Here is a 26441-nt window from a genome sequence, read left to right as displayed (position 1 = left end):
GTCGTCGATGCCTGCTTGTGAAGAGAGATCAGCATCCTCGCCTCCCGTCCCGAAACTCGGCCAGGATCGATCTTGCCACGAAGAACGCGGTCCGGCGAGGGTCTATGTGATCATCCGGGATGGAACATCTAGGCCTGATGCAAATTGACCGACTTCTTGCCGCCGCAAAGGCCGGTCGGCATGGCACTCGCAATCATCTGCTGGTCCTGATGATGTTCCGGCACGGGCTTAGGGTCTCGGAAGCAATTACCTTGCGGCGGGATCATGTCGATCTGGCGCAATCCCGCCTTTGGGTGCAGCGGCTGAAGCGGGGGCTCAGCGTCGAGCATCCCGTTGAGGGCGACGAATTGCGGATAATCTGACGCTGGCTCGGGCAAGGTAATGACAGATTGCATGGGATGTTCGTTTCTGAGCGGCAGCAACCGCTTACCCGACAGGCCGCCAACAACATTCTCGCAGCTGCCGGAAACCGTGCCGGTCTTGGCCATGTCCATCCCCACATGCTTCGCCATTTCTGCGGGTTTGCCCTTGCCAATCGCGGCTACGACCTGCGGCTGATCCAAGATTATCTCGGGCACCGTGATCTCCGGCACTCCGCGCGGTATACAAGGACATGCCTCGCTCTATCTGGTGGCGATCATGGACTGGCGCACCCGGATGGTTCTGGCTTGGCGGATCTCGAACATCGAGCCGTGGTCTGCCACTGGTCCGAGGACCACGGCAAGGGGATGTTGCGTTTTGTGTCGAAGCGCTGAACGAAGCAATCCATCGGTTCGGACCGCCCGACATCATGAATGGCGATCAAGGATCTCAGTTCACATCCTTCGCTTGGACAGACCGCCCACGTCGGTCGGGCATCCGCATCTTTATGGACGGCAAGGGTCGTTACCTGGACAACATTTTCATCGAGCGCCTGTGGCGGACGCTGAAGCGCAGGACCGCGCAGCGAAATACGAGCGCGTTTACCTGCATGCTTTGAAGACCGGATCGCAGGCCCGCGCCGGTCTCTGGAAATAGATGGACTTCTACAACGACCGCCGGCCGCACAAGGCCCTTGGCGGCCGACCGCCGGTCCGATACCGACTTGCCTTGGGCATGCAGAACGTCAACTTGTCGCTGCTTCAGCACCATATCCTCGGGCTTCTCTTGCTTTCCAGCCATCTCTGGTCCGCCTGAAAACGGGATAATCATACCCCCGTGGGTGGACCACTTCAGAGGGGGCACGCAATCTCGCTAATGATCTCGACGGCCTTCTTGCGTCAACCTTTGCCAATGCTTGTCTGGTGGATAAAGTGCCGGTCAGAGCCTTTCCGCTTCGGACCATCACCCAAAAGGCGATTTTGCCGAATGCTAATCTTCTCCGTGCCTTGATCAATGGCCGACTGAAAAAAGTCTGGCGGCTAAGCAGCGTTGCTGGACTGCCAGCGCTGCATCTGGATTTGACCGAGGTTCTGGAACTAGAGGTTCTGGATACATTTGAGACCGCCCCTTTGATTGGCCTGCGACGTGACGATCTGCGAAAACAGTCGCACATCAACGTTTCGACCGTCGGTTTGCTGCTCGGGAAGGGTGCGATCGCCAGCACGGAGGTCCGCGATCCTCGCACGCGCCAATCCCTTTCACTGATTGCGCCGGAAGAGTTGGTGCGATTTCTAGAACGGGACTTGCCACTTGGATTGATGGCATATGAGATGGGAACGCAGGCAAAGCATGTTGCTGTCCGACTGAACAATGCCGACGTCTGGCCTATCGCACTGCCTGATCGCTGCAGCAAAATCTGTCTGCGCCGAGCGGCGGCCCCGATCATTTCGATCTGACCCCTCACTCGCGTACCAGACCTGCCCCGTCGGCCAGCGCGGCGGGGCTTTTCCATGTTCGATACAACCACCTCGAAAACGGCCAAATCGCCGTTCGAGATAATTTCGCGTATCTCTTGAGAGAGTTTCCGCGTCGTTTTCGACACTTACTAGTGTCGTCTGACAAAGGATACAGTGGTGAGCCCAACAGGATTCGAACCTGTGACCCACTGATTAAAAGTCAGTTGCTCTACCAACTGAGCTATGGGCCCATCACGAGAGGGTTCCTAGGGGGGGTGGCCGGTGGGGTCAAGCGGAAAAATCGAACCCGCTGGCGGAATCGATCAAGGGGGCCTATATCGCGGCCATGACGCATGCACCTTCGGCTGGCCTGCCCTTTCTCAAGATGCACGGGCTGGGCAATGATTTCGTGGTTCTGGATCTGCGCGGCGGGATGGCTCGTCCCGGCGCAGGCCTTGTCGCGCGCATCGCGGACCGGCATCGCGGGATTGGCTTTGACCAGCTGGCCGGGGTCGAAACCTGCGAGGATGCGGATGCGCGGCTGGTCTTCTGGAATGCGGATGGCTCGCTGAGCGCGGCCTGCGGGAATGCGACGCGCTGCATCGCGCGCTGGCTGATGGACCAGACGGGGCGGAGCTCGTTGCGGTTGCGCACGGATCACGGGCTGCTTCTGGCCGAGGATGCCGGGGGCGGTCTGACGCGGGTCAACATGGGTCCGCCGGTGCTGGACTGGCGGGCCGTTCCGCTGGCAGAGCCGGTCGACCTTGATCACCTGCCCATTGCGGGCGATCCGGTGGCGACCGGGATGGGCAATCCGCATATGACTTTTTTCGTGCCCGACGCGGGCGAGGTCGATCTGAACCGGTTCGGCCCCGTGCATGAACATCACCCGCTGTTTCCCGAACGCACCAATGTCGAGATCGTCCAGATCCTGTCGCCGGACGAGATCGTGCTGCGCATCTGGGAGCGCGGGACGGGGCCGACGCTGGCCTCGGGGTCATGTTCCTGCGCGGCGGTGGTGGCGGCGGCGCGGCGCGGGCTGACGGGTCGGCGCGTGACGGTCAATGTGCCGGGCGGGCGGCTGCTGATCGACTGGCGCGAGGATGGTGTCTGGATGGAGGGGCCGACGGCCATCGTCTTCGAGGGTGCGCTGACGCCCGCATGGCTGGCCTCATGAGCGCGCCGGTCTTTTCCACCCTTGGCTGCCGGCTGAACGCCTATGAGACCGAGGCCATGCGCGAGATGGCCGAGGCGGCCGGTCTGTCCGGGGCGGTCGTCGTCAACACCTGCGCCGTCACCGCCGAGGCGGTGCGCAAGGCGCGGCAGGAAATCCGCCGCCTGGCGCGCGAAAATCCTGGCGTGCCGGTGATCGTGACCGGCTGCGCGGCCCAGACCGAGCCTCAGACCTTCGCCGCCATGCCCGAGGTGACCCGCGTCATCGGCAATCATGAAAAGATGCAGCCCTCGACCTGGGCGGCGATGCAGGCCCCCGATCTGATCGGCGAGACCGAAAAGGTTCTGGTCGACGACATCATGTCGGTGCGCGAGACGGCGGGCCATCTGATCGACGGATTCGGGCGCCATCGCGCCTATGTTCAGGTCCAGAACGGCTGCGATCACCGCTGCACCTTTTGCATCATTCCCTTTGGCCGGGGCAATTCCCGCTCGGTTCCGGCAGGCGTGGTGGTCGAGCAGATCAAGCGGCTGGTCGGGCGCGGCTTTCACGAGGTCGTGCTGACCGGGGTCGATCTGACCAGCTGGGGCGGCGATCTGCCGGGCACGCCGCGTCTTGGCGATCTGGTCATGCGCATCCTGCGGCTGGTGCCGGATCTGGCGCGGCTGCGGATCAGCTCCATCGATTCGATCGAGGCGGATGACAATCTGATGCTGGCCATCGCGACCGAGCCGCGGCTGATGCCGCATCTGCATCTGTCGCTGCAGGCGGGCGATGACATGATCCTGAAACGCATGAAGCGCCGCCATCTGCGCGACGACGCCATCGCCTTTTGCGAGGAGGCGCGGCGGCTGCGTCCCGACATGGTCTTTGGCGCCGACATCATCGCAGGCTTTCCGACCGAGACCGAGGCGATGTTCGAAAATTCGGTCCGGCTGGTCCAGGATTGCGGGCTGACCTTCCTGCATGTGTTTCCCTATTCCGCGCGACAGGGAACGCCCGCCGCACGGATGCCCGCCGTCGCGGGCCCGGCGATCCGCGATCGTGCGGCGCGGCTGCGTGCTGCGGGCGAAGCGGCGCTGCATCGTCACCTTGACGCGCAGAGGGGGGTCACGCACCGCGTCCTGACCGAGGGGCCGCGATTGGGGCGGACCGAGCAGTTCACGGAAGTGGCCTTTGCGCAGGATCAGCCCGAGGGGGCGCTGATGGAGTTGCGAATCGCCGGGCATGACGGGCAGCGGCTGGTCATCTGAGTGGTCGTGGGAAAGGGGGGGCGCTGCCCCCCCGTCCTTCGGACTCCCCCCGGGATATTTCGGCCAAGATGAAATCATGGCCGGGCTTGTGGTGGCGTGCGGGGGCTTTTAGCCTTTGGACTTGGGCCGGGGAGGGCTGGAATGACGATCTTGTTCACGCATGAGAGTGGCGCGGGCCATGAGACGTCGCCGGGCCATCCCGAGCAGGCGGCCCGATACGGCGCTGTGATCGCCGCGCTGGAGGGGCTGGCGCTGGACCGGCGCGAGGCGCCTCTGGCGGGGGATGCCGAGGTGCTGCGCTGTCATCCGGACGGATATCTGGCGGGGTTGCGGGCGGCGGTGCCCGCTGTCGGGACGCGACAGGTGGATGCCGACACGCATCTGTCGCCGGGCAGTCTGGAGGCGGCGCTGCGCGCGGTCGGCGGGGCCTGCGCTGCCGTGGATGCTGTGCTGGCGGGCGAGGCAGGGACGGCCTTTGTCGCCATGCGCCCGCCGGGCCATCATGCCGAGACGGCGACGGCCATGGGGTTCTGTCTGTTCGGGACCGTGGCGATCGCGGCCCGGCGGGCGCTGGATGTTCACGGACTGGCGCGGGTCGCGGTTCTGGATTTCGATGTGCATCATGGCAATGGCACGCAGGATCTGCTGTGGGACGAGGCGCGCGTGTTCTTCGCCTCGAGCCATCAGATGCCGCTGTATCCGGGCAGCGGGGCGGCGTCGGAAACCGGGGCGCATGGGCAGGTGATGAACGTGCCGCTGCCGCCCGGCTCGGACGGGGTTCTGGCGCGACGGGGCTGGGGCGACATCCTGCGGCGCATGGTCGCGTTCGCGCCGCAGCTGGTGATCGTCTCGGCCGGGTTCGATGCGCATCGCGACGATCCGCTGGCGCAGCTGGACTGGGACGAGGACGATTTTGCGGCGATATCCCGGGCGATCTGTCAGGCGGCGGCGGGTTGCGGCGCCCCGGTGGTATCCTGTCTGGAAGGCGGCTATGATCTGGCGGCTTTGGGACGCTCGGTGCGGGCCCATGTCGAGGTGCTGATGGAGGCCGCAGAATGAGCGATATCCCGACCCTTTCCTTTGAGGAGGCCATGCGCGAGCTGGAAGCCACGGTCGGCAAGCTGGAAACCGGCGAGGCCACGCTGGAGGAGTCCATCGCGCTGTACGAACGCGGCGCCGCCTTGCGCAAGCATTGCGAGGCGCGGCTGCGCGAGGCCGAGGAGCGGGTCGAAAAGATCACCTTGGCGGCCAATGGCCAGCCCGCAGGCGCCGAGCCCGCCGAGGGTCTGTGATGCAGGACCGTCTGGAGCGGGTCCGGGCCGATGTTCAGGCCGAGCTGGATCGCGCGATCGAGGTTCTGCCCGGGGGCGAGCTGACGGACGCGATGCGCTATGCCCTGCAGGGCGGCAAGCGGTTGCGCGCCTTTCTTGTCATGGAATCGGCGCATCTGCACGGGGTGGGCGATGCGGCTGCCCTGCCGGTGGCGGCGGCGGTCGAGGCGCTGCATGCCTATAGTCTGGTCCATGACGATCTGCCGGCGATGGATGATGACGATCTGCGCCGGGGACAGCCCACGGTTCATGTCCGCTGGTCCGACGCGACCGCGATTCTGGCGGGCGATGCCTTGCAGACGCTGGCCTTCGGGTTGCTGACCGATGATCGGATCGGCGGGGCCGAGGCGCGGCTGCGGCTGATCGCCGCGCTGGCGCAGGCCTCGGGTGCACAGGGCATGGTCTGGGGGCAGGCGCTGGATATTGCCGCGGAAACCGCGGGCACGCCGCTGGATCTGGCGCAGATCACCCGGTTGCAAGGCGGCAAGACCGGCGCGCTGATCCGTTTTGCGGCGACCGCGGGGCCGTTGATTGCGGGCGACGACCCTGCTTTGCTTGACGATTATGCCGATGCGCTTGGGCTGGCCTTTCAGATTGCCGATGACATTCTGGACGTGACCGGCGACGAGGCCGTGACCGGAAAACGCGTGGGCAAGGATGCGGGCGCGGGCAAGGCGACCTTCGTGTCGCTGCTGGGTCTGCCCGGCGCCAAGGCCGAGGCTCGTCGTCTGGTCGAGGTCAGTGACGCGGCGCTGTGCGAATATGGCGCATCCGCCGGAAACTTGCGCGCCCTGTCGCGTTTCGTTATCGAGCGCGACACCTGATCGCCCGCCCCGGAGGAGGGCCAGCCCATGAATGACCGACCCAAGACGCCGCTTCTGGACCGCGTGACATTGCCGTCCGACCTGAAAGCGCTGAGCGATACCGAACTGCGCCATCTGGCCGACGAGCTGCGATCGGAAACGATCAGCGCCGTCAGCACGACCGGCGGACATCTGGGCGCGGGTCTGGGCGTGGTCGAGCTGACCGTGGCCCTTCACGCCGTTTTCGACACGCCGCGCGACAAGATCATCTGGGATGTCGGTCATCAGTGTTATCCGCACAAGATCCTGACCGGGCGGCGCGACCGCATCCGGACGCTGCGTATGGGCGGCGGTCTCGCGGGCTTTACCAAGCGCACCGAAAGTCCCTATGACCCGTTCGGAGCGGGCCATTCCTCGACCTCGATCTCGGCTGCGTTGGGATTTGCGATGGCCCGGGAACTGGGCGGCGATCCGGGCGATGCCATCGCGGTCATCGGTGACGGCGCGATGAGCGCGGGCATGGCCTATGAGGCGCTGAACAATGCGGGTCATGAAGGCAAACGCCTGTTCGTGATCCTGAACGATAACGAGATGTCGATCGCCCCGCCGGTGGGCGCCATGTCGTCCTATCTGACCCGGCTTTATGCGGGCGGCCCGTTTCAGGAACTGAAGGCCGCCGCCAAGGGCGCGGTCGGCCTGCTGCCCGAGGCGTTCCAGGAGGGTGCGCGCCGCGCCAAGGAAATGCTGAAGGGCATGGCCGTCGGCGGTACCCTGTTCGAGGAATTGGGCTTTTCCTATATCGGCCCCGTTGACGGGCATGACATGGAACAGCTGTTGCCGCTGTTGCGCACCGTGCGTGCCCGCGCGGACGGTCCGGTCCTGATCCATGTGGTCACCAAGAAGGGCAAAGGCTATGCCCCCGCCGAGGCCGCGCTGGACCGGGGGCATGCGACGGGCAAGTTCGACGTGATCACGGGCCTGCAGGCCAAGGCCAAATCGAACGCACCCAGCTATACGGCGGTTTTTGCAAAAGCGCTGATCGAAGAGGGCGCGCGTGACGACCGCATTCTGGGCGTGACGGCGGCGATGCCCGACGGAACCGGCCTCAAGCAGTTCGCGCAGCGTTTCCCGCGTCGGTGTTTCGACGTCGGCATCGCCGAACAGCATGCGGTGACCTTTGCCGCCGGTCTTGCTGCCGGTGGGATGAAGCCCTTTTGTGCGATCTATTCGACCTTCCTGCAGCGGGGCTATGACCAGATCGTTCATGATGTGGCCGTTCAGGGCCTGCCGGTGCGCTTTGCCATCGATCGTGCAGGGCTTGTCGGGCAGGATGGACCGACCCATTCGGGCGCCTATGACGTCGCGTTTCTGGCCAACCTGCCCGGTTTCGTGGTCATGGCCGCCGCCGATGAGGCCGAACTGGTCCATATGGTCGCCACCGCCGCCGCCCATGACAGCGGTCCCATCGCCTTTCGCTTTCCGCGCGGCGAGGGCACCGGGGTCGAGATGCCCGAGCGTGGCCAGGTGCTGCCCATCGGCAAGGGCCGGATGATCGCCGAGGGCAAGGCCGTCGCCATCCTGTCCTTTGGCACCCGCCTTTCCGAAGTGATGGTCGCCCGCGAGGCGCTGATGGCCCGGGGCATCACCCCCACCGTCGCCGATGCCCGCTTTGCCAAGCCGCTGGACCGCGACCTGATTTTGACGCTGGCCCGCGATCACGAGGCGCTGATCACCATCGAAGAGGGCGCCGTTGGCGGATTCGGCAGCCATGTCGCCCAGTTGCTGGCCGAGGAGGGGGTGTTCGACAGCGGGTTGCGCTTCCGCTCGATGGTGCTGCCGGATATGTTTGTCGATCACGATGCCCCACGGGCGATGTACGACACCTCGGCTCTGAACGCGCAGCATATCGAGGCCAAGGTTCTGTCGGTGTTGGGCATCGGTTCGCTGGACAGCCGCCGCGCTGATCCCGCCTGAGGGACGGTGGCGCCGCGCCTCAGGCATAGCTGCGCACCAGCGCGCCCGCGATCATGCCCCACCCGTCGACGACGACAAAGAATGCCAGCTTGAAGGGCAGAGAGACGACGACGGGGGGCAGCATCATCATGCCCATCGACATCAGGACCGCCGCCACGACCAGATCGATGATCAGGAAGGGCAGGGCGATCAGAAAGCCGATCTCGAAGGCGCGCTGAATTTCCGACAGCATGAAGGACGGGATCAGGACCGACAGGCGGTCGGTCGGACCGTTGCCCGGCGCGATCTCGGCCAGATTGGCAAGCGTGTCGGGATCGGTCCGCGTCGCCATGAAGCCCTGAAACGGGACGATGCCGCGCTGCAGGGCCTCGGAAATGCCGATCTGTCCCCGCTGCAGCGGCAGGCCCGCCACCTGCCAGGCCTCGCGCAGGACCGGGTCCATGATGAACCATGTCAAAAAGATCGACAGGCTGATGATCAGCATATTGGGCGGGGCCTGTTGCAGGCCGATGGCCTGACGCAGGATTGACAGGACCGTCACGATGAACGGAAAGGCCGTTACCATGATGGCAATGCCCGGTGCCAGCGACAGCGCGGTCAGCGCCACCACCATCAGGACCGCATTCTGCCCCAGCCCCGGACCAAGCGCATCGTCCAGACCCTGCGCCAGCGCGGCCGAGGGCAGGATCACCCCGGCCAAAAGAACCGCAAACCGGATCACTGCGCCCCCGTGGCCGCCAGAACGCGGACGCATAAGCGGTCCTCGGCCCCGCCATCGCCGGTCAGCTCGCCGCGTGCGATGACCTTGTCACCGATGCAGATTTCGACCCCGTCCTCGATCGCCTGATCCAGAACCAGCACATCGTCGGGACGCAGCGCCGACAGTTGCGAGACGGTTTGACGGGTCCGGCCAAGGCGGATCGTGACCTCGACCTGGATCATGTCGGTATCGATCAGATGCTTCAATTCGTCCATCAGCTGTCCTCTTGGTTGATCTCGGCCATCAGGGCGCGGATGTCCCGGGCGATATCGTCGGGAACAAAGTCGATCCGCCCGCCCTGCAGGGTCAGCGTGACGCAATCCTGCGAAATCTCATCGATCAGGATGCCCGCAAGGCCGGATTTGATCAGGCAATAATCGACCATGGGCCGCAGGCGGTCGCTACAGGCAATCCGTGCGCTCAGCGGGGCGCTGCGCTGCGCCAGAATTTCCAGTTCGGTCAGCAGCGCCTCCTCCAGACGGTGCGACGACCGGGAGGGGGCCATCAGGTCCAGGATCTGGTGCAGGATCGGCGCCAGCGCGGCGACCGCCTCTTGTCGCAGCTGATGTCGGCGCGCCTCGTCATCGGACAGGCTTTCGGCCAGACGGTCCAACCCCTCGCCCAACGCGCGCAGCCCGGCATCTTCGGCCTCGGCGCGGGCCAGCGACTGACCTTGGGCAAAGGCCTGGTCCAGATCATCGCGGCTATAGGTCACCTCGACCACGCGTCCCGGTGGGGGGGCGGAAAAGGATTCCAGCTTGAACATGGCCAAAGTCACGTCGCACTCTCCTTGTTTTCGATCCAGCCAGACAGGATTTTGACGCTTTCCTGATGCCGCTCTTTCATCATCGCTTTAAGGCGCGCGACGGGATCGGCAGGGGGCAGGGCCAGATTTTCGATGCCCGGAAAATCGATCGGGGCGATCCGGGGGCGGTCGGGCGATGCCTCGAAGCCGTCGTCGATCTCTCCGGTCAGCCCGCCCATGGCCATCGGGGCCATCATCGGCATGGGCGCCATCATCGGCATCGGCGGCAGGCTGTTGTCCAGCGCGGGGGGCGCTGGTTGCGCGCGATTGCGCATCATCGGGCGCAGCACGAGCAGGATCACCGCCATGGCGAACAGCCCGATCAGCGCGATGCGGACCAGTTCGTTCAGCGCCAGCCGGTCCATCAGGCCCGGTGCGACCGTTGTGCCATCCTGGCCCAGTGACGCGAAGGGCAGGGATTTCACGGTGATCAGATCACCGCGCGCTTCGTCAAAACCCACAGCCGAGGCGACCAACTCGCGCAGCACGTCCAACTCGGCCTCGGGACGGGGGGCAAGCGCGGTCTGGCCGTCCGCATCGGTCAGCGGCACGCCGTTGACCAGAACGGCCACGGTCATCCTGCGGGTCGATCCCGGCTGGCGCTGCACTTCGCGGGTGACGCGGCTGACCTCGTAATTCGACTGGCTGCGGTTTTCGGCCCGCGCGCTCTGGCTGCTGTCGCCGGGCTCTTCCTCGGCGTCGGGCAGGTTCGAGGCCGCGGTCACCGCCCCCGTGCCGGTTGAATTGCTTTCATCGGTGGTTTCCTCGATCACGGTCGATATCAGCGCGCGCTGTTCCGGGTCAAAGCGCTGTTCGGTGACCAGTTCGGTGTCAGTTACCAAATCCAGATTCAGTTCGACAAACGCATTGCCGACGCCGACATGCGGTTCCAGAATGCGTTCGACATTGCGCTTCATCTCGGCAGCGCGGTCGGCGCCGCTCTGATCCTCGGTCGAGGCGATGATGCCACGTTGCGAATCGATGACGGTGACGCGTTCCGGCTGCATTCCGGGCACACCCGACGAGATCAGATATTTCAGCGAGGCCGCCTGATCGCGGCTGATCGGCTGACCGTTCGTCGTCAGCGTGACGGATGCGCTGCCATTCTGATCGCGCCGATAGCCGCGCGCCGTTTCCAACGCCAGATGCACGCGGGCCGTCTGAACATTGGGCAGTGCCAGGATCGTGCGCGCCAGCTCGCCCTCCTTGGCGCGCCAATAGGCGGCGTCGAACATCTGCGAGGTCGTGCCAAAGCCCGACATGCCGTCCAGCAGCTCGTATCCCGTGCTGCCTGCTGCGGGCAGGCCCTGTGCGGCCAGATCCATGCGCAGCCGGTCGCGCTGGTCGGATGCCACCCAGATGGCATCGCCGCGCACCTCATAGGGGACGCCCGCGCGTTCGATGCTGGCCACGACCTCTCCGGCCTGCGCGGGCTCCAGCCCGCCATAGATCAGCGCCATGCCCGGTCTGCTGGCAATCCAGCCAAAGGCCGCGATCACCAGAAATGACCCCAGAAAAGCCGCACCCAGAATCATCCGCTGTTGAAAGCTTCGCTCGTTCCAATAGTCCTGCAGTTTTTGCAAAACCGTTCCTTTCGAATCAGCGCATCATCATCGTCTGACCCTGAAATGACACGGACGGTGTTAATATTCGGTTAGTCGCAAGCTGGTATCTCGGTCTGGTCAGGACGGAGAATCACGATGACCGATGCGATGGCCCTGCCGGGCAAAAAGGCACGCGGAAAGAAAGGGCTGCTGATGGTGGCCTTGGCGACCCTTGTGCTGGGCGGGGGCGGATTTGCCTCGACCTATGTGGGGGTCTGGTCGCCGGGCGCCATGCTGTCCGGGCCGGTCCAGCCCCCGGCGCCGTCGGAACATCTGGCGGTGGCCTTCATTCAGGTTCCCACAATCGAGATCATCATTCCGGGCGGACGGTCACGCACCATGGTCATGGCTGCCACGATCGAAACGGACGAACAGCACCGGGCGCAGGTCACGCATCTGCTGCCCCGGGTGTCGGACGCGTTCACGACCTTCCTCTCGGGTGTCGATCCGGCCGCCTATGACAAGCGCGGCGTGCTGGAGGTGATCCGCGCCGAACTGGTCACCCGCTCGCGCTTCGTCCTGGGCGAAGAGCCGGTCAAGGATCTTCTGATCACGGAGTTCCGGTTCAAATGACAGTGGATCATATCATGCAGGGCCTGCTGCTGCTGGCTTGTCTGGGGCTTGGCCTGTTTTGCCTGACGCTGGCGCGTCGGTTGCGCAGGCTGAACGACCTTGAAACCGGGCTGGGCGGCGCCATCGCCGTCATGGCCGCCGAGGTCGACCGGCTGGAGCGCGCGATCCGCGCCGCCCGCGACGAGGCGATGGAGGCCAGCACCCGTCTGGCGGATGAAATCGAGACGGCCCGGCGCGAACGGGCGATCTGGGATCTGCGCGCGCGGATCGGTGCCGCCGCCGCCGAGGCGCCGCAAACCCTGTCGGCGGCCCGGCGCCTGCGCAAACGTGCCGAGGCTGCACATGGTTAAGCCGGTTTTACCCGTTCTGGGCCTCTTTTTCGCGCTGCCTGCCGGGGCGTTGCTGTGGCAGGGGCAGGATCTGACCCGCAGCTTTGCAGCCATCGCCGCGCCCCCGGAACTGCTGGAGGGGTGTGGCGACGTCCCCGAGGCCGTGGCCCTTGCCGAAGAGCTGCGCGACAGGGCGCTGCGCATCGAACGCTATATGGCCGCGCTGGATACCCGCAAGGCCGAGATCGCTCTGGCCGAGACCACCCTGCGCGAGCGTCTGACCGAATTGCGCGCCCAGAAAGGCAGCATCACCGCCCGGCAGGACGGCGCGACCGAGGCGGTCCGCAACGATATCGACCGCCTTGTCGCCCTGTACGATCAGATGAAACCGGCCGAGGCCGCCGCCATTCTGATCAATCTTCCCACCGATTTCGCTGCCGAGATCCTGATGCGGGTTCAGCCCGAAGCGGGCGCCCGCATCATCGCCGCCGTCGAGCCCCGTCAGGCCGCGCTGCTGACCGCCCAGATGGGCGCGCGCAGCGTCCGCAACCCATAAAGGAGAATCGCGATGTTTGGATTTGTCGGTATCATCCTGACGCTGGTCATGGTGTTCGGCGGCTATCTTCTGGCTGGCGGCAAGATGGGCGTCATCCTGCACTCTCTGCCCTTCGAGATGATGATGATCATGGGGGCCGCGGTGGGCGCCTATATTCTGGGAAACAACAGCCACGTGCTGAAAGCGACCTTGGGCGGTCTGGTCCGCGCCTTCAAGGGGCCGAAATGGACCGCGCAGGACCATCAGGATGTGCTGTGCCTGATGTACCAGCTGCTGAAGATCGCCAGCGAAAATCCGGTCGCGCTGGAACAGCATATCGAAAACCCCGGAGAATCGCCGATCTTTGTGGCCTATCCCCGGCTGGCGGCGGATCATCATGTGGTCTCGCTGATCGCCGATACGCTGCGGTCGGCCAGTCTGAACTATGACGATCCCTATCAGGTCGAGGATATGCTGTCGCGCCGCATCGCCACCCTGCGGGAAGAGGAAATGCACGTCCCCCACGCCCTGCAGACCATGGCCGACGCCTTGCCCGCTTTGGGGATCGTCGCTGCGGTTCTGGGGGTGATCAAGACCATGAGCTCGATCGACCAGCCTCCGGCGGTGCTGGGCAAGATGATCGGCGGTGCGCTGGTCGGCACGTTTTTGGGGGTTTTCCTGTCCTATGGCTTTGTGGCCCCGCTGGCCAACCGGCTTGGCGAGGTGGTCAAGCAGGATCTGGGCTTTTACGAGGTCGTCAAATCGGTGCTGGTCGCCGGTCTGCATCAGCATGCCACGACACTATGCGTCGAGGTCGGCCGTCAAAGCGTGCCGGAACATGTGCGGCCCAGCTTCGACACCCTTGAAGGCGCCCTGCGCGAGCTGAAGAAGGCCGCGTGACCGTGACTCGATGGACCGTCATGCCTTTTGCCGTCGTCGCCCTGTTCGCCACGCCGCCTTTGGCCGATCAGCCCGGGCCGTTCGAGGCGATGGCATCGGAATGGCTGCTGTCGGGGCAGGGCCTGCCCCGCGATTATCGCCTGCGCCTGATGCAGATGGACAGCGCCGACCGGCTGCAGGCGATCATCTATCTGCGCCGCATCGGCCTGCTGACCGAACATCCCTGGCCGCTCAATGATCTGTTGCGACCTGCTGCGCCATTATCGGAGCCCGCCGAATGACCCCTGTCACCGGCCTGTCGGGCAAGCCCGGAAGATTCTTCGACGCCCCGCTGGTGGTTACGTCCGGGCTGGTGCTGGTCGTCATCTCGCTGGTGATCCCCCTGCCTGCGGCGGTGCTCGATTTTGGCATCGCCATCTCGATCGCAGCGGCGGTGCTGGTGCTGGTCATGGCCTCTCTGGTCGAGAAGCCGACGGATTTTCAGGCCTTTCCCGTGCTTCTTCTGGTCAGTCTGGTGATCCGGCTGTCGCTGAACGTGTCCTCGACCCGGCTGATCCTGACCGAGGGCCAGAACGGCACCGAGGCGGCAGGAAAGGTCATCAACGGGTTTGCGGCTTTTGTGGCGGGCGGCTCGATTCTGGTGGGGATCACGGTCTTTGCGGTGATTTCGGTGGTCAATTTCATGGTCATCACCAAGGGCTCGGGCCGGATGGCCGAGGTGGCGGCGCGGTTCGCGCTGGATTCGTTGCCCGGCAAGCAGCTGGCCATCGACGGCGATCTGAACTCGGGCGCCATCGATCATCACGAGGCCAAGCGCCGCCGCATCCAGGAACAGCGCGAGATCAGCTTTTTCGGATCGCTCGACGGCGCGTCCAAGTTCGTCAAGGGCGACGCGGTGGCGGGCATCGTCATCACCCTGATCAACCTGTGCATCGGATTGATCGTCGGGATCTCGGTCCACGGAATGCCGCTGGCCGAAGCCGCTGCGACCTATTCCCACCTGACGATCGGTGACGGGCTGGTCAGCCAGATCCCGGCGCTGATCACGTCGATGGCGGCGGCACTGCTGTTGTCCAGGGGCGGGGCGACCGAAACGACTGCCGGGCTGATGTCGTTGGAACTGACCCGCAGCTGGCAACCTGCCGGCATGGTTGCGGCGGCGATGGTGGTGATCTCGTTCGTGCCGGGGATGCCGCAACTGCTGTTTCTATCCATCGCGGCGGCGATGGGGGCGCTGGCGTGGCAGATCGCGCGCAGACGGCGCGCCGAACAAGAGACCCTGCCGGATCTTTCGCAAGAGGACATCGGTGCGAAACCCGCCGCGCGGATCGGCGATGTTCTGGATACCGATGAAATCAGCGTCGAGATCGGGTCGGACCTGATTGTCATTGCCCTTGATCAGGCGCGGGGCCTTGGCAGCCGGATCAGCAACCTGCGCATCCATATCGCGCGCAGCTTTGGTCTGATCCTGCCTGATGTGCGGATCACCGATACCGACGATCTGTCGCCCGGCGACTATCAGATCCGCATTCATGGCGTGATCCGCGGTCGCGGCACTCTGCGACCTGCAGATATTCTGGCGCTTGGCCACGATTCGGTTCTGGCCGGTTTGCGCGGCATTTCCGTCCGCGAGCCGGTCTATTCCAGCCCCGCCCGCTGGATCCCGCCCGCCGATCAGGAGGATGCCGCAACCATGGGCGCCACGGTGGTGACCCCCATGGAGGTTCTGTCGACCCACCTGATGGAGGTGGTCAAGGCCAACCTGCCGGGCCTCTTGACCCTTGGCGCGATGCAGCGCCAGCTGGAAGAGCTGAAGACGCTGTCGGATACCGGCCGCGCCGACCGCTACCGCAAGTATTTCGACAGCATGATCCCTGACAAGGTGACGCCCGAAACCCTGCTGGCCATCCTGCGCGCTCTGCTGGAGGAGCGGATCTCTATCCGCAACCTGCCGCTGATCGTCGATGCGATCTGCGAATTCCGCAGCGTGGAATCGCCCGAGGCGATCTATGAACTGGTCCGCAAGCGCCTGCGCGGCCAGATCACCCAGCAATATGCCGACGACGCCGGACGTCTGGCCGCCCTGCAGCTGCATCCGGCATGGGAGGCCGAGTTCGTGCGCGCCGATGCCGAAACCGGTCGCCCCGGTGGCGGGGCGATGACCCCTGCTCTGTCCCGCAAGCTAATCGAATCGGTGCGCAAGGCGGTCTCACTGTCCGAGCCGGTGGCGCGGACAGTGCTTCTGGCCCCCGATCACCGCCGTCGGATGATCCGCGCGGTGCTGGGCGCGAATGGAATGGCGATGCCGGTTCTGGGCCTTGAAGAGGTCGACCCCTCGGCCGAGTTGCGGCTGCTGGGCACGGTCGAGGCGGCATGATGTGGGACCAGCTGCAGATGATCCTTCCCGGACTGGAATGGTCGGTGGTGCTGGTCTATGCGCGCATTCAGGCCTGCGTGATGATCCTGCCGGGCTTGGGGGAACGGGTGATCCCCGGACGGGTCAAGGTCGGTCTTGCGCTGGCGATCACGCCGCTTCTGGCAAGTCTGGCGCCCGCGACGGCGTTGCCTGCCGGCCCCCTCGGCCTGATGGCCCAGATCGTGGTCGAGATGCTGCTGGGCTTTGCCGCAGGGATCATGCTGCGACTGCTGACCATTTCGATCGATATCGCCACGACGGCGATTGCCGCCACAGCCTCTCTGTCACAGATCATGGGGGTCCAGAACGAGATGTCGCCCCATCCGATCGGCAATATGCTGAACCTTGCGGGGATCGCCATCCTGATGGCCCTTGGCTTGCCGGTCATGCTGGTCGAGCTGATGGCCGACAGCCTGCAGCTTTGGCCGCCTGCCGCGCTGCCCACGATCGAGGGGCTGGCGATGGCCGTGGTCCGGATCGTCACCGACAGTTTTTTTCTGGCGATGATGCTGGCGGCGCCCTTCACCCTGGGCGGGTTTCTGTATCAGGCGCTGTCCGGCGTCATCAACCGGGTGATGCCTTCGCTGCCGGTCGTGTTCATCGGCGCGCCGGCCTCGATCCTGCTTGCCTTGGCAGGGCTGGCCATTCTGGCGCCGCTGCTGGTCGGCCTCTGGGCGGATGCGGTGCTCGGCTTCATGCTGCCGCCCGTGCGATAGGACCGCAGACATGAGCGAGGACAGTGACAAGCCCTTCGAGGCGACCGACCAGAAGCTGCAGCGCGCCCGCGACAAGGGCGATATCCCCCGCTCGACCGAGCTGAACGCGGCGATGATGTATCTGGGCGCCGTTCTGGCCTTTACCATCGCGGCCGGTTTTGCGGTTCGGCATTGGCTGGCGATCGCGGCCCGCGCTTTGGGATCCGAGGGCTGGTCGTCCGCCGGCAATGTCGCGGTGGCGCGGGCGATCAGCGGCTATGCGGCGGGGGCCACGGTCGCGCTGGCCTCGCTGCTGGTGGCGGCCATTCTGCTGGGGCTGCTGGCGACGCGCAGTCTGATTTTTTCGCCCGAGAAGCTGGCACCGGACATCAAGCGGATCGACCCCGTCAAGAATGCGGCGCAGAAATTCGGGGCGAACGGGTTGATGACCTTTGCCTTGTCTCTGGGCAAGGCGGGGCTGGTCTGTGCGGGCGGCTGGTTTCTGTTCGCGGCGCTGACCGACCGGATCGCCGCCTCGGCCATGGCGCAGGGTCAATGGGTGGGGGGGCTGGGCACCATTCTGGGGCAGGTGCTGATGCTGGGGCTGGCGGTCTCGGTCATTTTCACGCTGCCCGACATGCTGTGGAAATGGTTCGATCACCGCCGTCGCAACCGCATGAGCCACAAGGACATGCAGGACGAATACAAGAATTCCGAAGGCGATCCGCAGATGAAGGCCGTGCGCCGCCAGCGCGCCGTGGACATCGCGATGAAACAGATGCTGACCGATGTGGCGGGCGCGGATGTGGTGATCGTGAACCCGACCCATTATGCGGTCGCGCTGCAATGGAAACGGGGCAGCGGGCGCGCGCCGGTCTGCGTCGCCAAGGGCACGGACGAGGTTGCCGCCCGGATCCGCGCCAAGGCGGCTGAGGCCGGGGTGCCGATCTGGTCTGATCCACCCTCGGCCCGGGCGATCCATGCAGAGGTCAGGATCGGACAGGAAATCCGCCGCGACCATTTCGCCGCTGCCGCCGCCGCGATCCGGTTCGCCGAAACTATGCGTCAGAAGGCGAGGGCAGGATGGTAGACCGGATCAGGCAACTGGAATTGCTGGAGCGGATCGCCCGGCTGAAAGCGGAACGGCAGCTGAAAAGCTTTGCCGTGTTCAACAGCTATATGGTTCAGGCGCGGCTGCGGGTGGAAGGGCTGCAGGCGGCGTTGGCACAAAGCTATGACAGCACCGCGCCGCTGAGCGTGCCCGAGGCGCGGATCGCCAATGCGCAGGCTGGCCGTGCGGCCCGTGAATTGCGCCATGCCGATCACGAGCTGCAACGCCTGATGCCCCGATTCCAGATCGCCCGGCGTCAGGCGGCGCAAGAGTTCGGGCGGGCCGAGGCGCTGCTGAGCCTTGGGCGATCCGAGGCGCAGCGGCTGCGAAAGGACAGGCTTTGAACCGGTCCCGCGCCGGTTGGACAGCTGCCCGCACCGCTGCTAGAGATGGGGAAAGCCACGGGGGATGCCATGTTGCACAGCGATCCGACCACCGAAGACCGGCGCGAGATCTGGACGGCAGAGACGGCCCGGCAGGTGTTCGACCTGCCGCTGATGGACCTGCTGTTTCGCGCGCAGACCGTGCACCGGCGTCATTTCGATCCTAACCGGGTCCAGCTGAGCCGCCTTTTGTCGATCAAGACCGGCGGTTGCCCCGAGGATTGTTCCTATTGCAGCCAGTCGTCGCGCCACGCTTCTGGGTTGTCGGCCTCGAAACTGCTGGAGGTGGAGCGGGTGCTGGCCGAGGCGCGGCGGGCGCGGGATGCCGGGGCGACGCGCTATTGCATGGGGGCGGCGTGGCGCAGCCCGAAAGACCGCGACATGCCGCAGATTCTGGCCATGGTGGAAGGCGTCAAGGCGCTTGGGATGGAGACCTGCATGACGCTTGGCATGCTGGACAGACATCAGTCGCGGCAGCTGGCGGAGGCGGGGCTGGATTACTACAACCATAATATCGACACCTCCGAGGCGTATTATGGCAATGTGATCACGACCCGCAGCTTTGCCGATCGGCTGGACACGCTGGAACAGGTGCGTCAGGCGGGCATCAAGGTCTGTTCGGGCGGCATTCTGGGTCTGGGCGAGGGGACGCAGGACCGCGTCGACATGTTGGTCACGCTGGCCAATCTGTCCGAGCCGCCCGAAAGCGTGCCGGTGAACATGCTGATCCCGGTCGAAGGCACGCCGCTGCAGGATGCGGCACCGGTCGATCCGATCGATTTCGTGCGCATGATCGCCACCGCCCGGATCATGATGCCGCACAGTCATGTGCGCCTGTCGGCGGGGCGGACCGCCATGTCGGACGAGATGCAGGCGATGTGCTTTTTCGCCGGGGCCAATTCGATCTTTGTCGGCGACACGCTGCTGACCAAGGACAATCCCGGCGAAGAGGCCGATCTGCGGCTGTTCGCCAAGCTGGGGATCCAGCCGATGCAGGTGCATGAGCATCACCCCGAGGCGGTGACGCCGCGCGATCCGGCGATCCCGGTCCTGCGCTGAGGCAGACCGGGGGTTCACCCCCGGACCCCCAGGATATTTCAGGACCGAAGATGGAACAGGGTGGCATGGACCGGCTGGCATTCTATCGCCGCGATCTTGAGGCGCTGTCGCACGCCTCGCGGCTGCGCCGTCTGAATGCGCGGCGGGGGGTGGATTTTTCATCGAACGATTATCTGGGCTTGGCGCAATCGGTGCGGATCCGGGATGCGGTGGCGGCGGCGCTGGATCGGGGTGTGCCGGTGGGGGCCGCAGGCTCTCGGCTGTTGCGCGGCGAGACCGAAGCTCAGGCCGAATTCGAGGATGCGGCTGCGGCGTTTTTCGGGGCCGAGGCGGCGTTGGGGTTCGGCGGCGGCTATGTCGCGAATTTCGCTGTGATCACAACCTTGCCGCAGCGAGGCGATCTGTTGCTGATGGACGCCCTGTCCCATGCCAGCACGCAGGAAGGTGCTCGGGCCGGACGGGCCGAAATGGCGACATTCCGACATGGCGATGTGGGGTATGCCGAGGATGTGATCACAAAATGGCGGGGGGCTGGCCATCGCGGCGCTGTCTGGATCGCGGTCGAAAGCCTTTACAGCATGGATGGCGATCGCGCGCCGCTGGATGATCTGATGCGGCTGGCCGATACGCATGGGTTTCTGCTGGTGGACGAGGCCCATGCGACCGGTGTCTTTGGTCCCGCAGGCCGGGGGTTGGCGCATCATCTGGAGGGGCGCGGGAATGTCGTGACCCTGCACACCCTGGGTAAGGCGATGGGCGGGTCGGGCGCGCTGATCTGCGGGGCGCGGGTGCTGGTCGATTTCCTGATCAACCGCTGCAGGCCGTTCATCTTTGCGACCGCCCCCTCGCCCTTGATGGCGGTGGCGGGGCAGGAGGCTTTGGCGATCCTGCGGGACGAGCCCTGGCGGCAGGCGGCCTTGCAGGACCGCGTGGCGCTGTTTGCGTCACAGATGGCGCGGCATCTGCCGCAGGTGCCGCTGAGCGGCAGCCAGATCGTGCCGCTGATCGTCGGACCTGATGCGGCGACCATGGATCTGGCCGCCAAGGTGCAGGCGCGGGGGTTTGACATCCGCGGCATCCGCCCACCCACCGTGCCCGAGGGAACCGCGCGGTTGCGGGTGTCGCTGACATTGAATGCCCCGGAGGCCGAGGTGATCCGTCTGGCCGGGGTGCTGGAGGAATTATGGCCCGATTTGTGATCACAGGCACCGGAACGGATATCGGCAAGACGGTCTTTGCCGCCGGATTGTGCGGGCTGACCGGGTCGGATTACTGGAAACCGGTGCAATCCGGGCTGGCCGGGAACGTGCCGAACAGGGCGATCCATTCGGCGGGTCCGGACGCGGCGCAAGCGGGCAGTGACCGGGCCGAGGTCGAACGTCTGTCGGGTGCGGCGACCCATCCCGAGGCGGTTCTGTTGCGCGAACCTCTGTCGCCGCATCGGGCGGCCGAGCTGGACGGGGTGGCGATCGATCCTGTCGCGCTGACCCCGCCGCCCGCCGCGCGGCTGGTGATCGAGGGGGCGGGGGGCGTCATGGTGCCCCTGACCCGGCAGGTGTTGTTCGCTGACCTGTTCGCGCGCTGGCAGATCCCGGTCGTGCTGGTCTGTGCGACGGGGCTGGGCACGATCAGCCACAGCCTGACGGCGATCGAATCGCTGCGCGCGCGCGGGGTGCCGCTGCACGGGCTGGCCTTTGTCGGCGATGCGAATGACGATAATATCGCGACCATCGCCCAGATCGGGCAGGTCCGCGTTCTGGGGCGGTTGCCGCGACTGGACCGGCTGGACCGGCCCTTGCTGGTCGCCGCCATGGCTGCCGCTTTCCGCCCCGAGGATTTTACATGAGACCCGCCCAAAGCCGCGTCTGGCATCCGTTCTTCCAACATGCGACCGAACCTGCCCCGCCCTGCGCGGTCAGCAGCGAGGGGGCCTATATCCACACCGACCGGGGCCCGCTTCTGGATGCGATCAGCAGCTGGTGGGTGGTCACCCATGGTCACAACCAGCCCGAGATCGTCGAAGCGATCCGCCGGACGGCGGGCCATCTGGATCAGGTGATCTTTGCCGGGCTGACCCATGCCCCCGCCGAGGAGCTGGCCGAGGCTTTGATCGCGCTGGCGCCTGCCGGTCTGGAGCACGTATTTTTCAGTGACAGCGGCTCCACCGCTGTCGAGGTGGCGCTGAAGATGGCGCTTGGATATTGGCGCCACGAGGGCGACGGGCGCCACCGCATCGCGGTGATCGAGGACAGCTATCACGGCGACACCATCGGCACGATGAGCATGGGCGAACGGGGGGTCTTCAACGCCGCCTATGATCCGCTGATGTTCGCGGTGGACCGGCTGCCCTTTCCCACCGGCGACGGCGCGGCGACGCTGGCGGCGTTCGAGGCACTGGCCGCGACCGGGCGGATGGCGGCGCTGATCCTTGAACCGCTTGTTCTGGGCGCGGGGGGAATGCGGATGTATCCGGCGTCCGTGCTGGCCGGGCTGCGGGCGATCTGCGACCGCCATGACGTGCTGATGATCGCCGATGAGGTGATGACCGGATGGGGGCGCACGGGTCGGTTATGGGCCTGCGATCATGCCGGGATCGCACCGGATATCCTGTGCACCTCGAAGGGGTTGACCGGGGGGGTGATGCCCTTGGCCGCGACACTGGCGACGGCGCGGATCTTTGACGCGCATCGGTCCACGGACCGGCGGCGGACATTTTACCATTCCTCCAGCTACACGGCCAATCCGATCGCCTGCGCGGCGGCGCTGGCGCAGGTGCGGTTGTGGCAGGCAAGCCCGATGCAGGCGCGGCTGGACGCCCTGGGGGCGATGCAGGCCGATCGGCTGGCGGCGCTGGCCGGGGATGGGCGCTTTACCAATCCGCGCCGCTGCGGGACCATCGCGGCGATCGACCTGATCGTCCCCGAGGGCGGCTATCTGTCCGAGGTCGGGCCGCGCCTGCGGGCGCATATGCTGGACCAAGGGGTTCTGCTGCGGCCCTTGGGCAACACGGTCTATGTGCTGCCGCCCTATGGCGTGACCGGCGCGGATCTGGATCTGGCCTGGGGGGCCGTCGCCTCGTTCGAGGTCTAGCCTCACCTCAGACTGAGGTCGATCCAGACCAGCTTGCGATGCGAGGCAAGTGCCACGGCATCCGCCAGCGGATCGCCGGGGGCGGGCCAGATGACGCCGGCGTCGGCGACCGTCAGTCCGCGCGCGGGCAGGATGTAATCCAGCCGCAGATTGCCGGGGGGGCGGTCGTATTCGGCGGTATCCAGCGCCGGGTCGCCGGTATGCCCGGCATTGGGGCCGGTCTGGGGCGGCTGCCATGCGCCGCGCGGCGCCGGATCCTGCGTGACCGTCAGCAAGGCGCTCAGCGCGGCGGGATCGCCATCGCCGTCCTGCGGATCGAGGTTCAGGTTGCCGATCACCGCAAAGGGCGCATCGGGCAGGTGGGCCAGCCAGAACGCAGCCTCGTCATGGTTGCGTGCGGGGTTGCGGGCCTCGAAGGCCGGGGGGGTGGCGGCGAAGGCCAGCAGGTGCAGCGGACCGGCGGGCGTGGTCAGCCGGATGTCCCAATGCGCGGTCGAGGACAGGCGTTGCGCGTCGCCATGCGGGCTGTCGGGCATCCGGTTGCCGGGCAGATCGCGCCACAGGATCGCGCTGTGATCGGTGACCCCGGCGATGGGCAGGCGCGACAGCAGGGCCATTCCGCTTTGCCCCGTAAAGGCGCCATAACCCTGCGCGTCTCGGGGCTGGCCGGGACGCCCGTCGCCGTCCAGATCAAGGCCAGTCTGCACCCCCCGGTTCGGCTGGCTGGCATGGCGATGGGGCAGCGGGTGGCCCATCTCGGCCAGCAGACCGGCAAAGGCCGACAGAGCGCGGCCGTCCAGATCCCAGTCAAAGCTGGTCAGCAGGATCGCGTCGGGGCGGGCGGCGGCGATCACCCGGGCTGCGGCCAGAACCTGCGGATCGGCGCGGTCGATGTCGCGCAGCAAAAGCCCCGGACCGTCGCGCGACAATCCGGGGTCCCAGGTGGCAAGGCGCAACGGGTCGGCCTGAACCGGCCCGGACAGTATGATCAGCAGGGCAAGCGCCCTCAGATCCAAGGGCGGGCCTGCGCCATCCCGGCCTCATAGCTGTCGATGGCGGGGGCTTTTTCCATCGTCAGGCCGATATCGTCCAACCCGTTCATCAGGCAATGCTTGCGGAACGGATCGACGTCGAAATGGTATTGGGTGCCGTCCGACGCGGTCACGGACTGAGTTTCCAGATCGATGGTGACGCGGGCATTGGCGCCGCGTTCGGCATCCTCCATCAGCGCATCGATGGCGTCCTGCGGCAGGACCACGGGCAGGATGCCGTTCTTGAAGCAGTTGTTGAAGAAGATATCGGCAAAGCTGGTCGAGATGACGCAGCGGATGCCGAAATCCAGCAGCGCCCAGGGCGCATGTTCGCGCGACGATCCGCAGCCGAAATTATCGCCCGCGATCAGGATCTGCGCATCGCGATAGGCGGGCTTGTTCAGAACGAAACCAGGAATCTCGGCCCCCTCGCGGTCATAGCGCATCTCGTCGAACAGGTTGACGCCCAGTCCCGAACGCTTGATCGTCTTCAGGAATTGTTTGGGGATGATCATGTCGGTGTCGATATTGACCAGCGGCATGGGTGCCGCAATGCCGGTCAGGGTGGTGAACTTGTCCATGGTGCCTCGTGTCTGGCTGGCTGGCGGGCTAAACTGACCCGTGTGAATGTTGGGGGGTGATGGCGTGACGGTGTTCGAACTTCGGTCCTGCGTGGCCGAGCAGTGGGTGCCGCAGATCGGCGATCCCGAGGTGACCGGTTGGGTGACGGTGGTGTCCTATCTGCTGGCCGCGCTGTTGTCGGCGCTGGTCTGGCGCCGTCTTGCGGATGATCCTGTGCGGATCTTCTGGGGCGTTCTGGTCGTGCTGCTGGCCCTGCTGGCGGTCAACAAACAGCTGGATCTGCAGACCGCCCTGACCGAGGCCGGGCGCTGCCTGTCGCAGGCGCAGGGCTGGTACGACAACCGCCGCGCCGTGCAGATCGGGTTCATCGGCAGCCTGCTGATCGTTCTGGTGATGGCAATGGGCATCATCATGGCGGTGCTGCGCGACCGGCTGGCGCAGAACGCGCTGGCCGTTATCGGGCTGACAGTGCTGCTTGCCTTTGTCATGGTGCGCGCGGCCAGCATTCACCGCTTTGATGCGCTGTTCGGAACCGACAGCTTTGGCGTGTCGAACAATTTCCTGTTCGAAAATGCCGGGCTGGTCCTGATCGCGATCAATGCGCTGATGCTGCTGCGCCGCCCGCAGGGGCAGGATCAGATCCGGCCCGGCTGAGACGCCGGGTCGGACCACTGCGATCCGCGCAGGCCGGGCCATCATCAGGCTGGCCATGATCAGGCAGGCTCACGCACGAATTCGCGGATGTCGGTCAGACGACCCGTGACGCCTGCGGCGGCAGCCATGGCCGGGCTCATCAGATGGGTGCGCCCCTGATAGCCCTGACGCCCCTCGAAATTGCGGTTCGAGGTCGCGGCGCAGCGCTCGCCGGGCTTTAGCTGGTCGGGATTCATGCCCAGACACATCGAACAGCCCGCCAGCCGCCATTCGAAGCCGGCCTCCAGAAAGATCCGGTCCAGCCCCTCTTCCTCGGCCTGCGCGCGCACGAGGCCAGAGCCGGGAACGACCATGCCCCGCACGCCCGGTGCCAGCTTGCGGCCCCGTAGCACATCGGCGGCGGCGCGCAGATCCTCGATCCGGCCATTGGTGCAGCTGCCGATGAACACCGCGTCGATGGTGATGTCGGTCAGGGCCATGCCCGCCGTCAGACCCATGTAATCCAGACTGCGCTGCGCCGCATCGACCTTGCCGCCCGTGAAACTGCCCGGCGCGGGGACCATCGCCGTGATCGGCAGCGCGTCCTCGGGGCTGGTGCCCCAGGTGACGGTGGGGGCGATATCCTCGGCCCGGATGGTCAGAACCTTGTCGAAATGCGCCCCATCATCCGAGAACAGGGTTTTCCACCACGCCACGGCGGCCTCCCATTGGGCGGCTTTGGGCGCATGGGGGCGGCCTTTGACATAGGCAAAGGTCACCTCGTCCGGGGCGATCAGACCGGCGCGGGCGCCGCCCTCGATGGCCATGTTGCAGATGGTCATGCGGCCTTCCATCGACAGATTGCGGATCGCCTCGCCGCAATATTCGATGACATGGCCGGTGCCGCCCGCCGTGCCGGTTTCGGCAATGATACGCAGCACGATGTCCTTGGCGGTCACGCCCGGGGCCAGACGGCCGGTGATCTCGACTTTCATGTTTTTGGATTTGCCCTGAATCAGGGTCTGGGTGGCCAGCACATGTTCGACTTCGCTGGTGCCGATCCCGTGGGCCAGCGCGCCAAAAGCGCCATGGGTCGCGGTGTGGCTGTCGCCGCAGACGACGGTCATGCCGGGCAGGGTCCAGCCCTGTTCGGGGCCGACGATATGCACGATGCCCTGCCGGATGTCGCTGACCGGATAATAATGCACCCCGAATTCGCGGGCATTGCGGTCCAGCGCATCGACCTGAATGCGGGATTCCTCGTTGTCGATGCCCTGCTGGCGATCCAGCGTGGTGGGCACGTTGTGATCGGGCACGGCGATGGTGCGTTCGGGCGCGCGGACCGTGCGGCCGGTCATGCGCAGCCCCTCGAAGGCCTGCGGGCTGGTCACCTCGTGGACCAGATGGCGGTCGATATACAGCAGGCAGGTGCCGTCCGGCTGGCGGTCCACCACATGGGCGTCCCAGATCTTGTCGTAAAGCGTGCGCGGCGCGGCGGCTGCGGGATGGGTCATGGCTGAGGTCTTTCGGCTGTGATGCAGGGTGCAGGGAATGGCCGGGCATGGGAATGCCCGCGTGCCATC

28 protein-coding genes, 1 tRNA gene and 2 pseudogenes are annotated in these 26441 nt (G+C 65.6%); 23 read left to right on the top strand and 8 right to left on the bottom strand.

The genetic code is table 11. The annotated features are described in order from the left end of the window. Positions 1-119: 119 nt before the first annotated feature. From EG885_RS23570 to EG885_RS12275, 3 genes and pseudogenes are all read left to right on the top strand, one after another. Positions 120-551 (top strand): annotated as a pseudogene (locus EG885_RS23570) (tyrosine-type recombinase/integrase); the annotation flags it as partial. Between the two features lie 70 nt (positions 552-621). Further along, positions 622-1014: pseudogene (locus tag EG885_RS12280) on the top strand (DDE-type integrase/transposase/recombinase); the annotation flags it as partial. 269 nt (positions 1015-1283) lie between these two features. Beyond that, the gene (locus EG885_RS12275) at positions 1284-1817 is read left to right on the top strand and encodes a hypothetical protein (RefSeq protein ID WP_131574915.1); all 534 of its coding nucleotides are present in this window, start codon (positions 1284-1286) and stop codon (positions 1815-1817) included. A gap of 175 nt (positions 1818-1992) precedes the next feature. Here EG885_RS12275 and EG885_RS12270 read toward each other — a convergent pair. Then, a tRNA-Lys gene (locus EG885_RS12270) sits at positions 1993-2068 on the bottom strand. A gap of 95 nt (positions 2069-2163) precedes the next feature. Here EG885_RS12270 and dapF point away from each other — a divergent pair. From dapF to dxs, 6 genes are all read left to right on the top strand, one after another. Further along, on the top strand, positions 2164-2994 hold the full coding sequence (dapF, locus tag EG885_RS12265) for a diaminopimelate epimerase (protein WP_131574913.1): 831 nt from the start codon (positions 2164-2166) through the stop codon (positions 2992-2994). Next, positions 2991-4244, top strand: coding sequence for a tRNA (N(6)-L-threonylcarbamoyladenosine(37)-C(2))-methylthiotransferase MtaB (gene mtaB / locus EG885_RS12260; RefSeq protein ID WP_131574911.1), 1254 nt, complete (start codon positions 2991-2993; stop codon positions 4242-4244). The genes dapF and mtaB overlap by 4 nt, the downstream gene beginning before the upstream one ends. A 141-nt stretch (positions 4245-4385) precedes the next feature. Next, complete coding sequence (locus EG885_RS12255; protein ID WP_131574909.1) at positions 4386-5303, top strand: histone deacetylase family protein; 918 nt, start codon at positions 4386-4388, stop codon at positions 5301-5303. Next, positions 5300-5536, top strand: coding sequence for an exodeoxyribonuclease VII small subunit (locus EG885_RS12250; RefSeq protein ID WP_131574907.1), 237 nt, complete (start codon positions 5300-5302; stop codon positions 5534-5536). Before EG885_RS12255 ends, EG885_RS12250 begins: the two co-directional genes overlap by 4 nt. After that, the gene (locus tag EG885_RS12245) at positions 5536-6399 is read left to right on the top strand and encodes a polyprenyl synthetase family protein (protein WP_131574905.1); all 864 of its coding nucleotides are present in this window, start codon (positions 5536-5538) and stop codon (positions 6397-6399) included. Before EG885_RS12250 ends, EG885_RS12245 begins: the two co-directional genes overlap by 1 nt. A 27-nt stretch (positions 6400-6426) precedes the next feature. Then, complete coding sequence (gene dxs, locus EG885_RS12240; RefSeq protein WP_131574903.1) at positions 6427-8352, top strand: 1-deoxy-D-xylulose-5-phosphate synthase; 1926 nt, start codon at positions 6427-6429, stop codon at positions 8350-8352. Positions 8353-8371: 19 nt separating this feature from the next. Here dxs and fliP read toward each other — a convergent pair whose 3' ends face one another. Genes fliP through fliF form a run of 4 tightly spaced genes read right to left on the bottom strand, consistent with a single transcriptional unit; the run spans position 8372 to position 11500 of the window. Continuing rightward, a complete protein-coding gene (gene fliP, locus EG885_RS12235) occupies positions 8372-9106 on the bottom strand; it encodes a flagellar type III secretion system pore protein FliP (protein WP_131574901.1) in 735 nt (244 codons plus the stop codon). Further along, on the bottom strand, positions 9070-9327 hold the full coding sequence (locus tag EG885_RS12230; RefSeq protein WP_131574899.1) for a FliM/FliN family flagellar motor switch protein: 258 nt from the start codon (positions 9325-9327) through the stop codon (positions 9070-9072). Before EG885_RS12230 ends, fliP begins: the two co-directional genes overlap by 37 nt. Beyond that, a complete protein-coding gene (locus EG885_RS12225) occupies positions 9327-9890 on the bottom strand; it encodes a hypothetical protein (RefSeq protein ID WP_131574897.1) in 564 nt (187 codons plus the stop codon). Before EG885_RS12225 ends, EG885_RS12230 begins: the two co-directional genes overlap by 1 nt. Further along, positions 9887-11500 (bottom strand): flagellar basal-body MS-ring/collar protein FliF, encoded by a 1614-nt coding sequence (gene fliF, locus EG885_RS12220; RefSeq protein WP_131574895.1) that lies wholly within the window; start codon positions 11498-11500, stop codon positions 9887-9889. The genes EG885_RS12225 and fliF overlap by 4 nt, the downstream gene beginning before the upstream one ends. Positions 11501-11617: 117 nt before the next feature. Here fliF and EG885_RS12215 point away from each other — a divergent pair, with 117 nt between their 5' ends. From EG885_RS12215 to EG885_RS12155, 13 genes are all read left to right on the top strand, one after another. Further along, entirely contained in the window at positions 11618-12094 is a 477-nt protein-coding gene (locus tag EG885_RS12215) for a flagellar basal body-associated FliL family protein (RefSeq protein WP_131574893.1), read from the top strand. A 14-nt stretch (positions 12095-12108) separates the two neighbouring features. Then, positions 12109-12444 carry a hypothetical protein gene (locus EG885_RS12210; RefSeq protein WP_131574891.1) on the top strand — a complete coding sequence of 112 codons (336 nt, stop codon included), beginning with the start codon at positions 12109-12111 and terminating at the stop codon, positions 12442-12444. After that, positions 12437-12979 (top strand): MotE family protein, encoded by a 543-nt coding sequence (locus tag EG885_RS12205; RefSeq protein WP_131574889.1) that lies wholly within the window; start codon positions 12437-12439, stop codon positions 12977-12979. The genes EG885_RS12210 and EG885_RS12205 overlap by 8 nt, the downstream gene beginning before the upstream one ends. A gap of 12 nt (positions 12980-12991) precedes the next feature. Continuing rightward, positions 12992-13858, top strand: coding sequence for a flagellar motor stator protein MotA (motA, locus tag EG885_RS12200; RefSeq protein ID WP_131574887.1), 867 nt, complete (start codon positions 12992-12994; stop codon positions 13856-13858). Beyond that, complete coding sequence (locus EG885_RS12195; RefSeq protein ID WP_131574885.1) at positions 13855-14139, top strand: hypothetical protein; 285 nt, start codon at positions 13855-13857, stop codon at positions 14137-14139. Before motA ends, EG885_RS12195 begins: the two co-directional genes overlap by 4 nt. Continuing rightward, positions 14136-16235 (top strand): flagellar biosynthesis protein FlhA, encoded by a 2100-nt coding sequence (locus tag EG885_RS12190; RefSeq protein ID WP_131574883.1) that lies wholly within the window; start codon positions 14136-14138, stop codon positions 16233-16235. The genes EG885_RS12195 and EG885_RS12190 overlap by 4 nt, the downstream gene beginning before the upstream one ends. Next, positions 16232-16990 (top strand): flagellar biosynthetic protein FliR, encoded by a 759-nt coding sequence (locus EG885_RS12185; RefSeq protein ID WP_131574881.1) that lies wholly within the window; start codon positions 16232-16234, stop codon positions 16988-16990. The genes EG885_RS12190 and EG885_RS12185 overlap by 4 nt, the downstream gene beginning before the upstream one ends. A 10-nt stretch (positions 16991-17000) precedes the next feature. Next, positions 17001-18059 carry a flagellar type III secretion system protein FlhB gene (flhB, locus tag EG885_RS12180; RefSeq protein WP_131574879.1) on the top strand — a complete coding sequence of 353 codons (1059 nt, stop codon included), beginning with the start codon at positions 17001-17003 and terminating at the stop codon, positions 18057-18059. Then, positions 18053-18424, top strand: coding sequence for a hypothetical protein (locus tag EG885_RS12175; protein WP_131574877.1), 372 nt, complete (start codon positions 18053-18055; stop codon positions 18422-18424). Before flhB ends, EG885_RS12175 begins: the two co-directional genes overlap by 7 nt. 69 nt (positions 18425-18493) lie before the next feature. After that, a complete protein-coding gene (gene bioB, locus EG885_RS12170; protein WP_207392268.1) occupies positions 18494-19522 on the top strand; it encodes a biotin synthase BioB in 1029 nt (342 codons plus the stop codon). Positions 19523-19572: 50 nt separating this feature from the next. Further along, positions 19573-20721, top strand: coding sequence for an 8-amino-7-oxononanoate synthase (locus tag EG885_RS12165; protein ID WP_242679632.1), 1149 nt, complete (start codon positions 19573-19575; stop codon positions 20719-20721). Further along, positions 20706-21368, top strand: coding sequence for a dethiobiotin synthase (gene bioD, locus EG885_RS12160; protein ID WP_131574873.1), 663 nt, complete (start codon positions 20706-20708; stop codon positions 21366-21368). The genes EG885_RS12165 and bioD overlap by 16 nt, the downstream gene beginning before the upstream one ends. Beyond that, the gene (locus EG885_RS12155; RefSeq protein WP_131574871.1) at positions 21365-22612 is read left to right on the top strand and encodes an adenosylmethionine--8-amino-7-oxononanoate transaminase; all 1248 of its coding nucleotides are present in this window, start codon (positions 21365-21367) and stop codon (positions 22610-22612) included. Before bioD ends, EG885_RS12155 begins: the two co-directional genes overlap by 4 nt. Before the next feature lie 2 nt (positions 22613-22614). Here EG885_RS12155 and EG885_RS12150 read toward each other — a convergent pair whose 3' ends face one another. Both EG885_RS12150 and leuD read right to left on the bottom strand, forming a co-directional pair. After that, positions 22615-23628, bottom strand: a complete 1014-nt coding sequence (locus EG885_RS12150) for an endonuclease/exonuclease/phosphatase family protein (RefSeq protein WP_341352759.1) — start codon at positions 23626-23628, stop codon at positions 22615-22617. After that, positions 23619-24224, bottom strand: a complete 606-nt coding sequence (leuD, locus tag EG885_RS12145; RefSeq protein ID WP_131574869.1) for a 3-isopropylmalate dehydratase small subunit — start codon at positions 24222-24224, stop codon at positions 23619-23621. The genes EG885_RS12150 and leuD overlap by 10 nt, the downstream gene beginning before the upstream one ends. 46 nt (positions 24225-24270) lie before the next feature. Here leuD and EG885_RS12140 point away from each other — a divergent pair, with 46 nt between their 5' ends. Continuing rightward, positions 24271-24879: a hypothetical protein gene (locus tag EG885_RS12140; RefSeq protein ID WP_131574867.1), complete on the top strand. Its 609-nt coding sequence runs from the start codon at positions 24271-24273 to the stop codon at positions 24877-24879. 59 nt (positions 24880-24938) lie between these two features. Here the strand turns inward: EG885_RS12140 and leuC are convergent, their stop codons facing one another. Further along, a complete protein-coding gene (leuC, locus tag EG885_RS12135) occupies positions 24939-26372 on the bottom strand; it encodes a 3-isopropylmalate dehydratase large subunit (RefSeq protein WP_131574865.1) in 1434 nt (477 codons plus the stop codon). Between the last annotated feature and the right edge of the window lie 69 nt (positions 26373-26441).

This window comes from Paracoccus nototheniae, assembly GCF_004335005.1.
Lineage (GTDB): Bacteria > Pseudomonadota > Alphaproteobacteria > Rhodobacterales > Rhodobacteraceae > Paracoccus > Paracoccus nototheniae.
This window is presented reverse-complemented; position numbering and strand designations above follow the sequence as displayed.

What these genes read in the sequence shown, in the direction of transcription:
- EG885_RS12155 (WP_131574871.1), top strand. Translation starts at nt 21,365, where the DNA reads ATGAGACCCGCCCAAAGCCGCGTCTGGCATCCGTTCTTCCAACATGCG.
- EG885_RS12245 (WP_131574905.1), top strand. Translation starts at nt 5,536, where the DNA reads ATGCAGGACCGTCTGGAGCGGGTCCGGGCCGATGTTCAGGCCGAGCTG.
- EG885_RS12230 (WP_131574899.1), bottom strand. Translation starts at nt 9,327, where the DNA reads ATGGACGAATTGAAGCATCTGATCGATACCGACATGATCCAGGTCGAG.
- EG885_RS12175 (WP_131574877.1), top strand. Translation starts at nt 18,053, where the DNA reads ATGGTAGACCGGATCAGGCAACTGGAATTGCTGGAGCGGATCGCCCGG.
- leuC (WP_131574865.1), bottom strand. Translation starts at nt 26,372, where the DNA reads ATGACCCATCCCGCAGCCGCCGCGCCGCGCACGCTTTACGACAAGATC.
- EG885_RS12210 (WP_131574891.1), top strand. Translation starts at nt 12,109, where the DNA reads ATGCAGGGCCTGCTGCTGCTGGCTTGTCTGGGGCTTGGCCTGTTTTGC.
- flhB (WP_131574879.1), top strand. Translation starts at nt 17,001, where the DNA reads ATGAGCGAGGACAGTGACAAGCCCTTCGAGGCGACCGACCAGAAGCTG.
- dxs (WP_131574903.1), top strand. Translation starts at nt 6,427, where the DNA reads ATGAATGACCGACCCAAGACGCCGCTTCTGGACCGCGTGACATTGCCG.
- fliP (WP_131574901.1), bottom strand. Translation starts at nt 9,106, where the DNA reads ATGCGTCCGCGTTCTGGCGGCCACGGGGGCGCAGTGATCCGGTTTGCG.
- EG885_RS12215 (WP_131574893.1), top strand. Translation starts at nt 11,618, where the DNA reads ATGACCGATGCGATGGCCCTGCCGGGCAAAAAGGCACGCGGAAAGAAA.
- mtaB (WP_131574911.1), top strand. Translation starts at nt 2,991, where the DNA reads ATGAGCGCGCCGGTCTTTTCCACCCTTGGCTGCCGGCTGAACGCCTAT.
- EG885_RS12190 (WP_131574883.1), top strand. Translation starts at nt 14,136, where the DNA reads ATGACCCCTGTCACCGGCCTGTCGGGCAAGCCCGGAAGATTCTTCGAC.
- bioD (WP_131574873.1), top strand. Translation starts at nt 20,706, where the DNA reads ATGGCCCGATTTGTGATCACAGGCACCGGAACGGATATCGGCAAGACG.
- dapF (WP_131574913.1), top strand. Translation starts at nt 2,164, where the DNA reads ATGACGCATGCACCTTCGGCTGGCCTGCCCTTTCTCAAGATGCACGGG.
- bioB (WP_207392268.1), top strand. Translation starts at nt 18,494, where the DNA reads ATGTTGCACAGCGATCCGACCACCGAAGACCGGCGCGAGATCTGGACG.
- EG885_RS12185 (WP_131574881.1), top strand. Translation starts at nt 16,232, where the DNA reads ATGATGTGGGACCAGCTGCAGATGATCCTTCCCGGACTGGAATGGTCG.
- EG885_RS12250 (WP_131574907.1), top strand. Translation starts at nt 5,300, where the DNA reads ATGAGCGATATCCCGACCCTTTCCTTTGAGGAGGCCATGCGCGAGCTG.
- leuD (WP_131574869.1), bottom strand. Translation starts at nt 24,224, where the DNA reads ATGGACAAGTTCACCACCCTGACCGGCATTGCGGCACCCATGCCGCTG.
- EG885_RS12165 (WP_242679632.1), top strand. Translation starts at nt 19,573, where the DNA reads ATGGAACAGGGTGGCATGGACCGGCTGGCATTCTATCGCCGCGATCTT.
- motA (WP_131574887.1), top strand. Translation starts at nt 12,992, where the DNA reads ATGTTTGGATTTGTCGGTATCATCCTGACGCTGGTCATGGTGTTCGGC.
- EG885_RS12140 (WP_131574867.1), top strand. Translation starts at nt 24,271, where the DNA reads ATGTTGGGGGGTGATGGCGTGACGGTGTTCGAACTTCGGTCCTGCGTG.
- EG885_RS12255 (WP_131574909.1), top strand. Translation starts at nt 4,386, where the DNA reads ATGACGATCTTGTTCACGCATGAGAGTGGCGCGGGCCATGAGACGTCG.
- EG885_RS12205 (WP_131574889.1), top strand. Translation starts at nt 12,437, where the DNA reads ATGGTTAAGCCGGTTTTACCCGTTCTGGGCCTCTTTTTCGCGCTGCCT.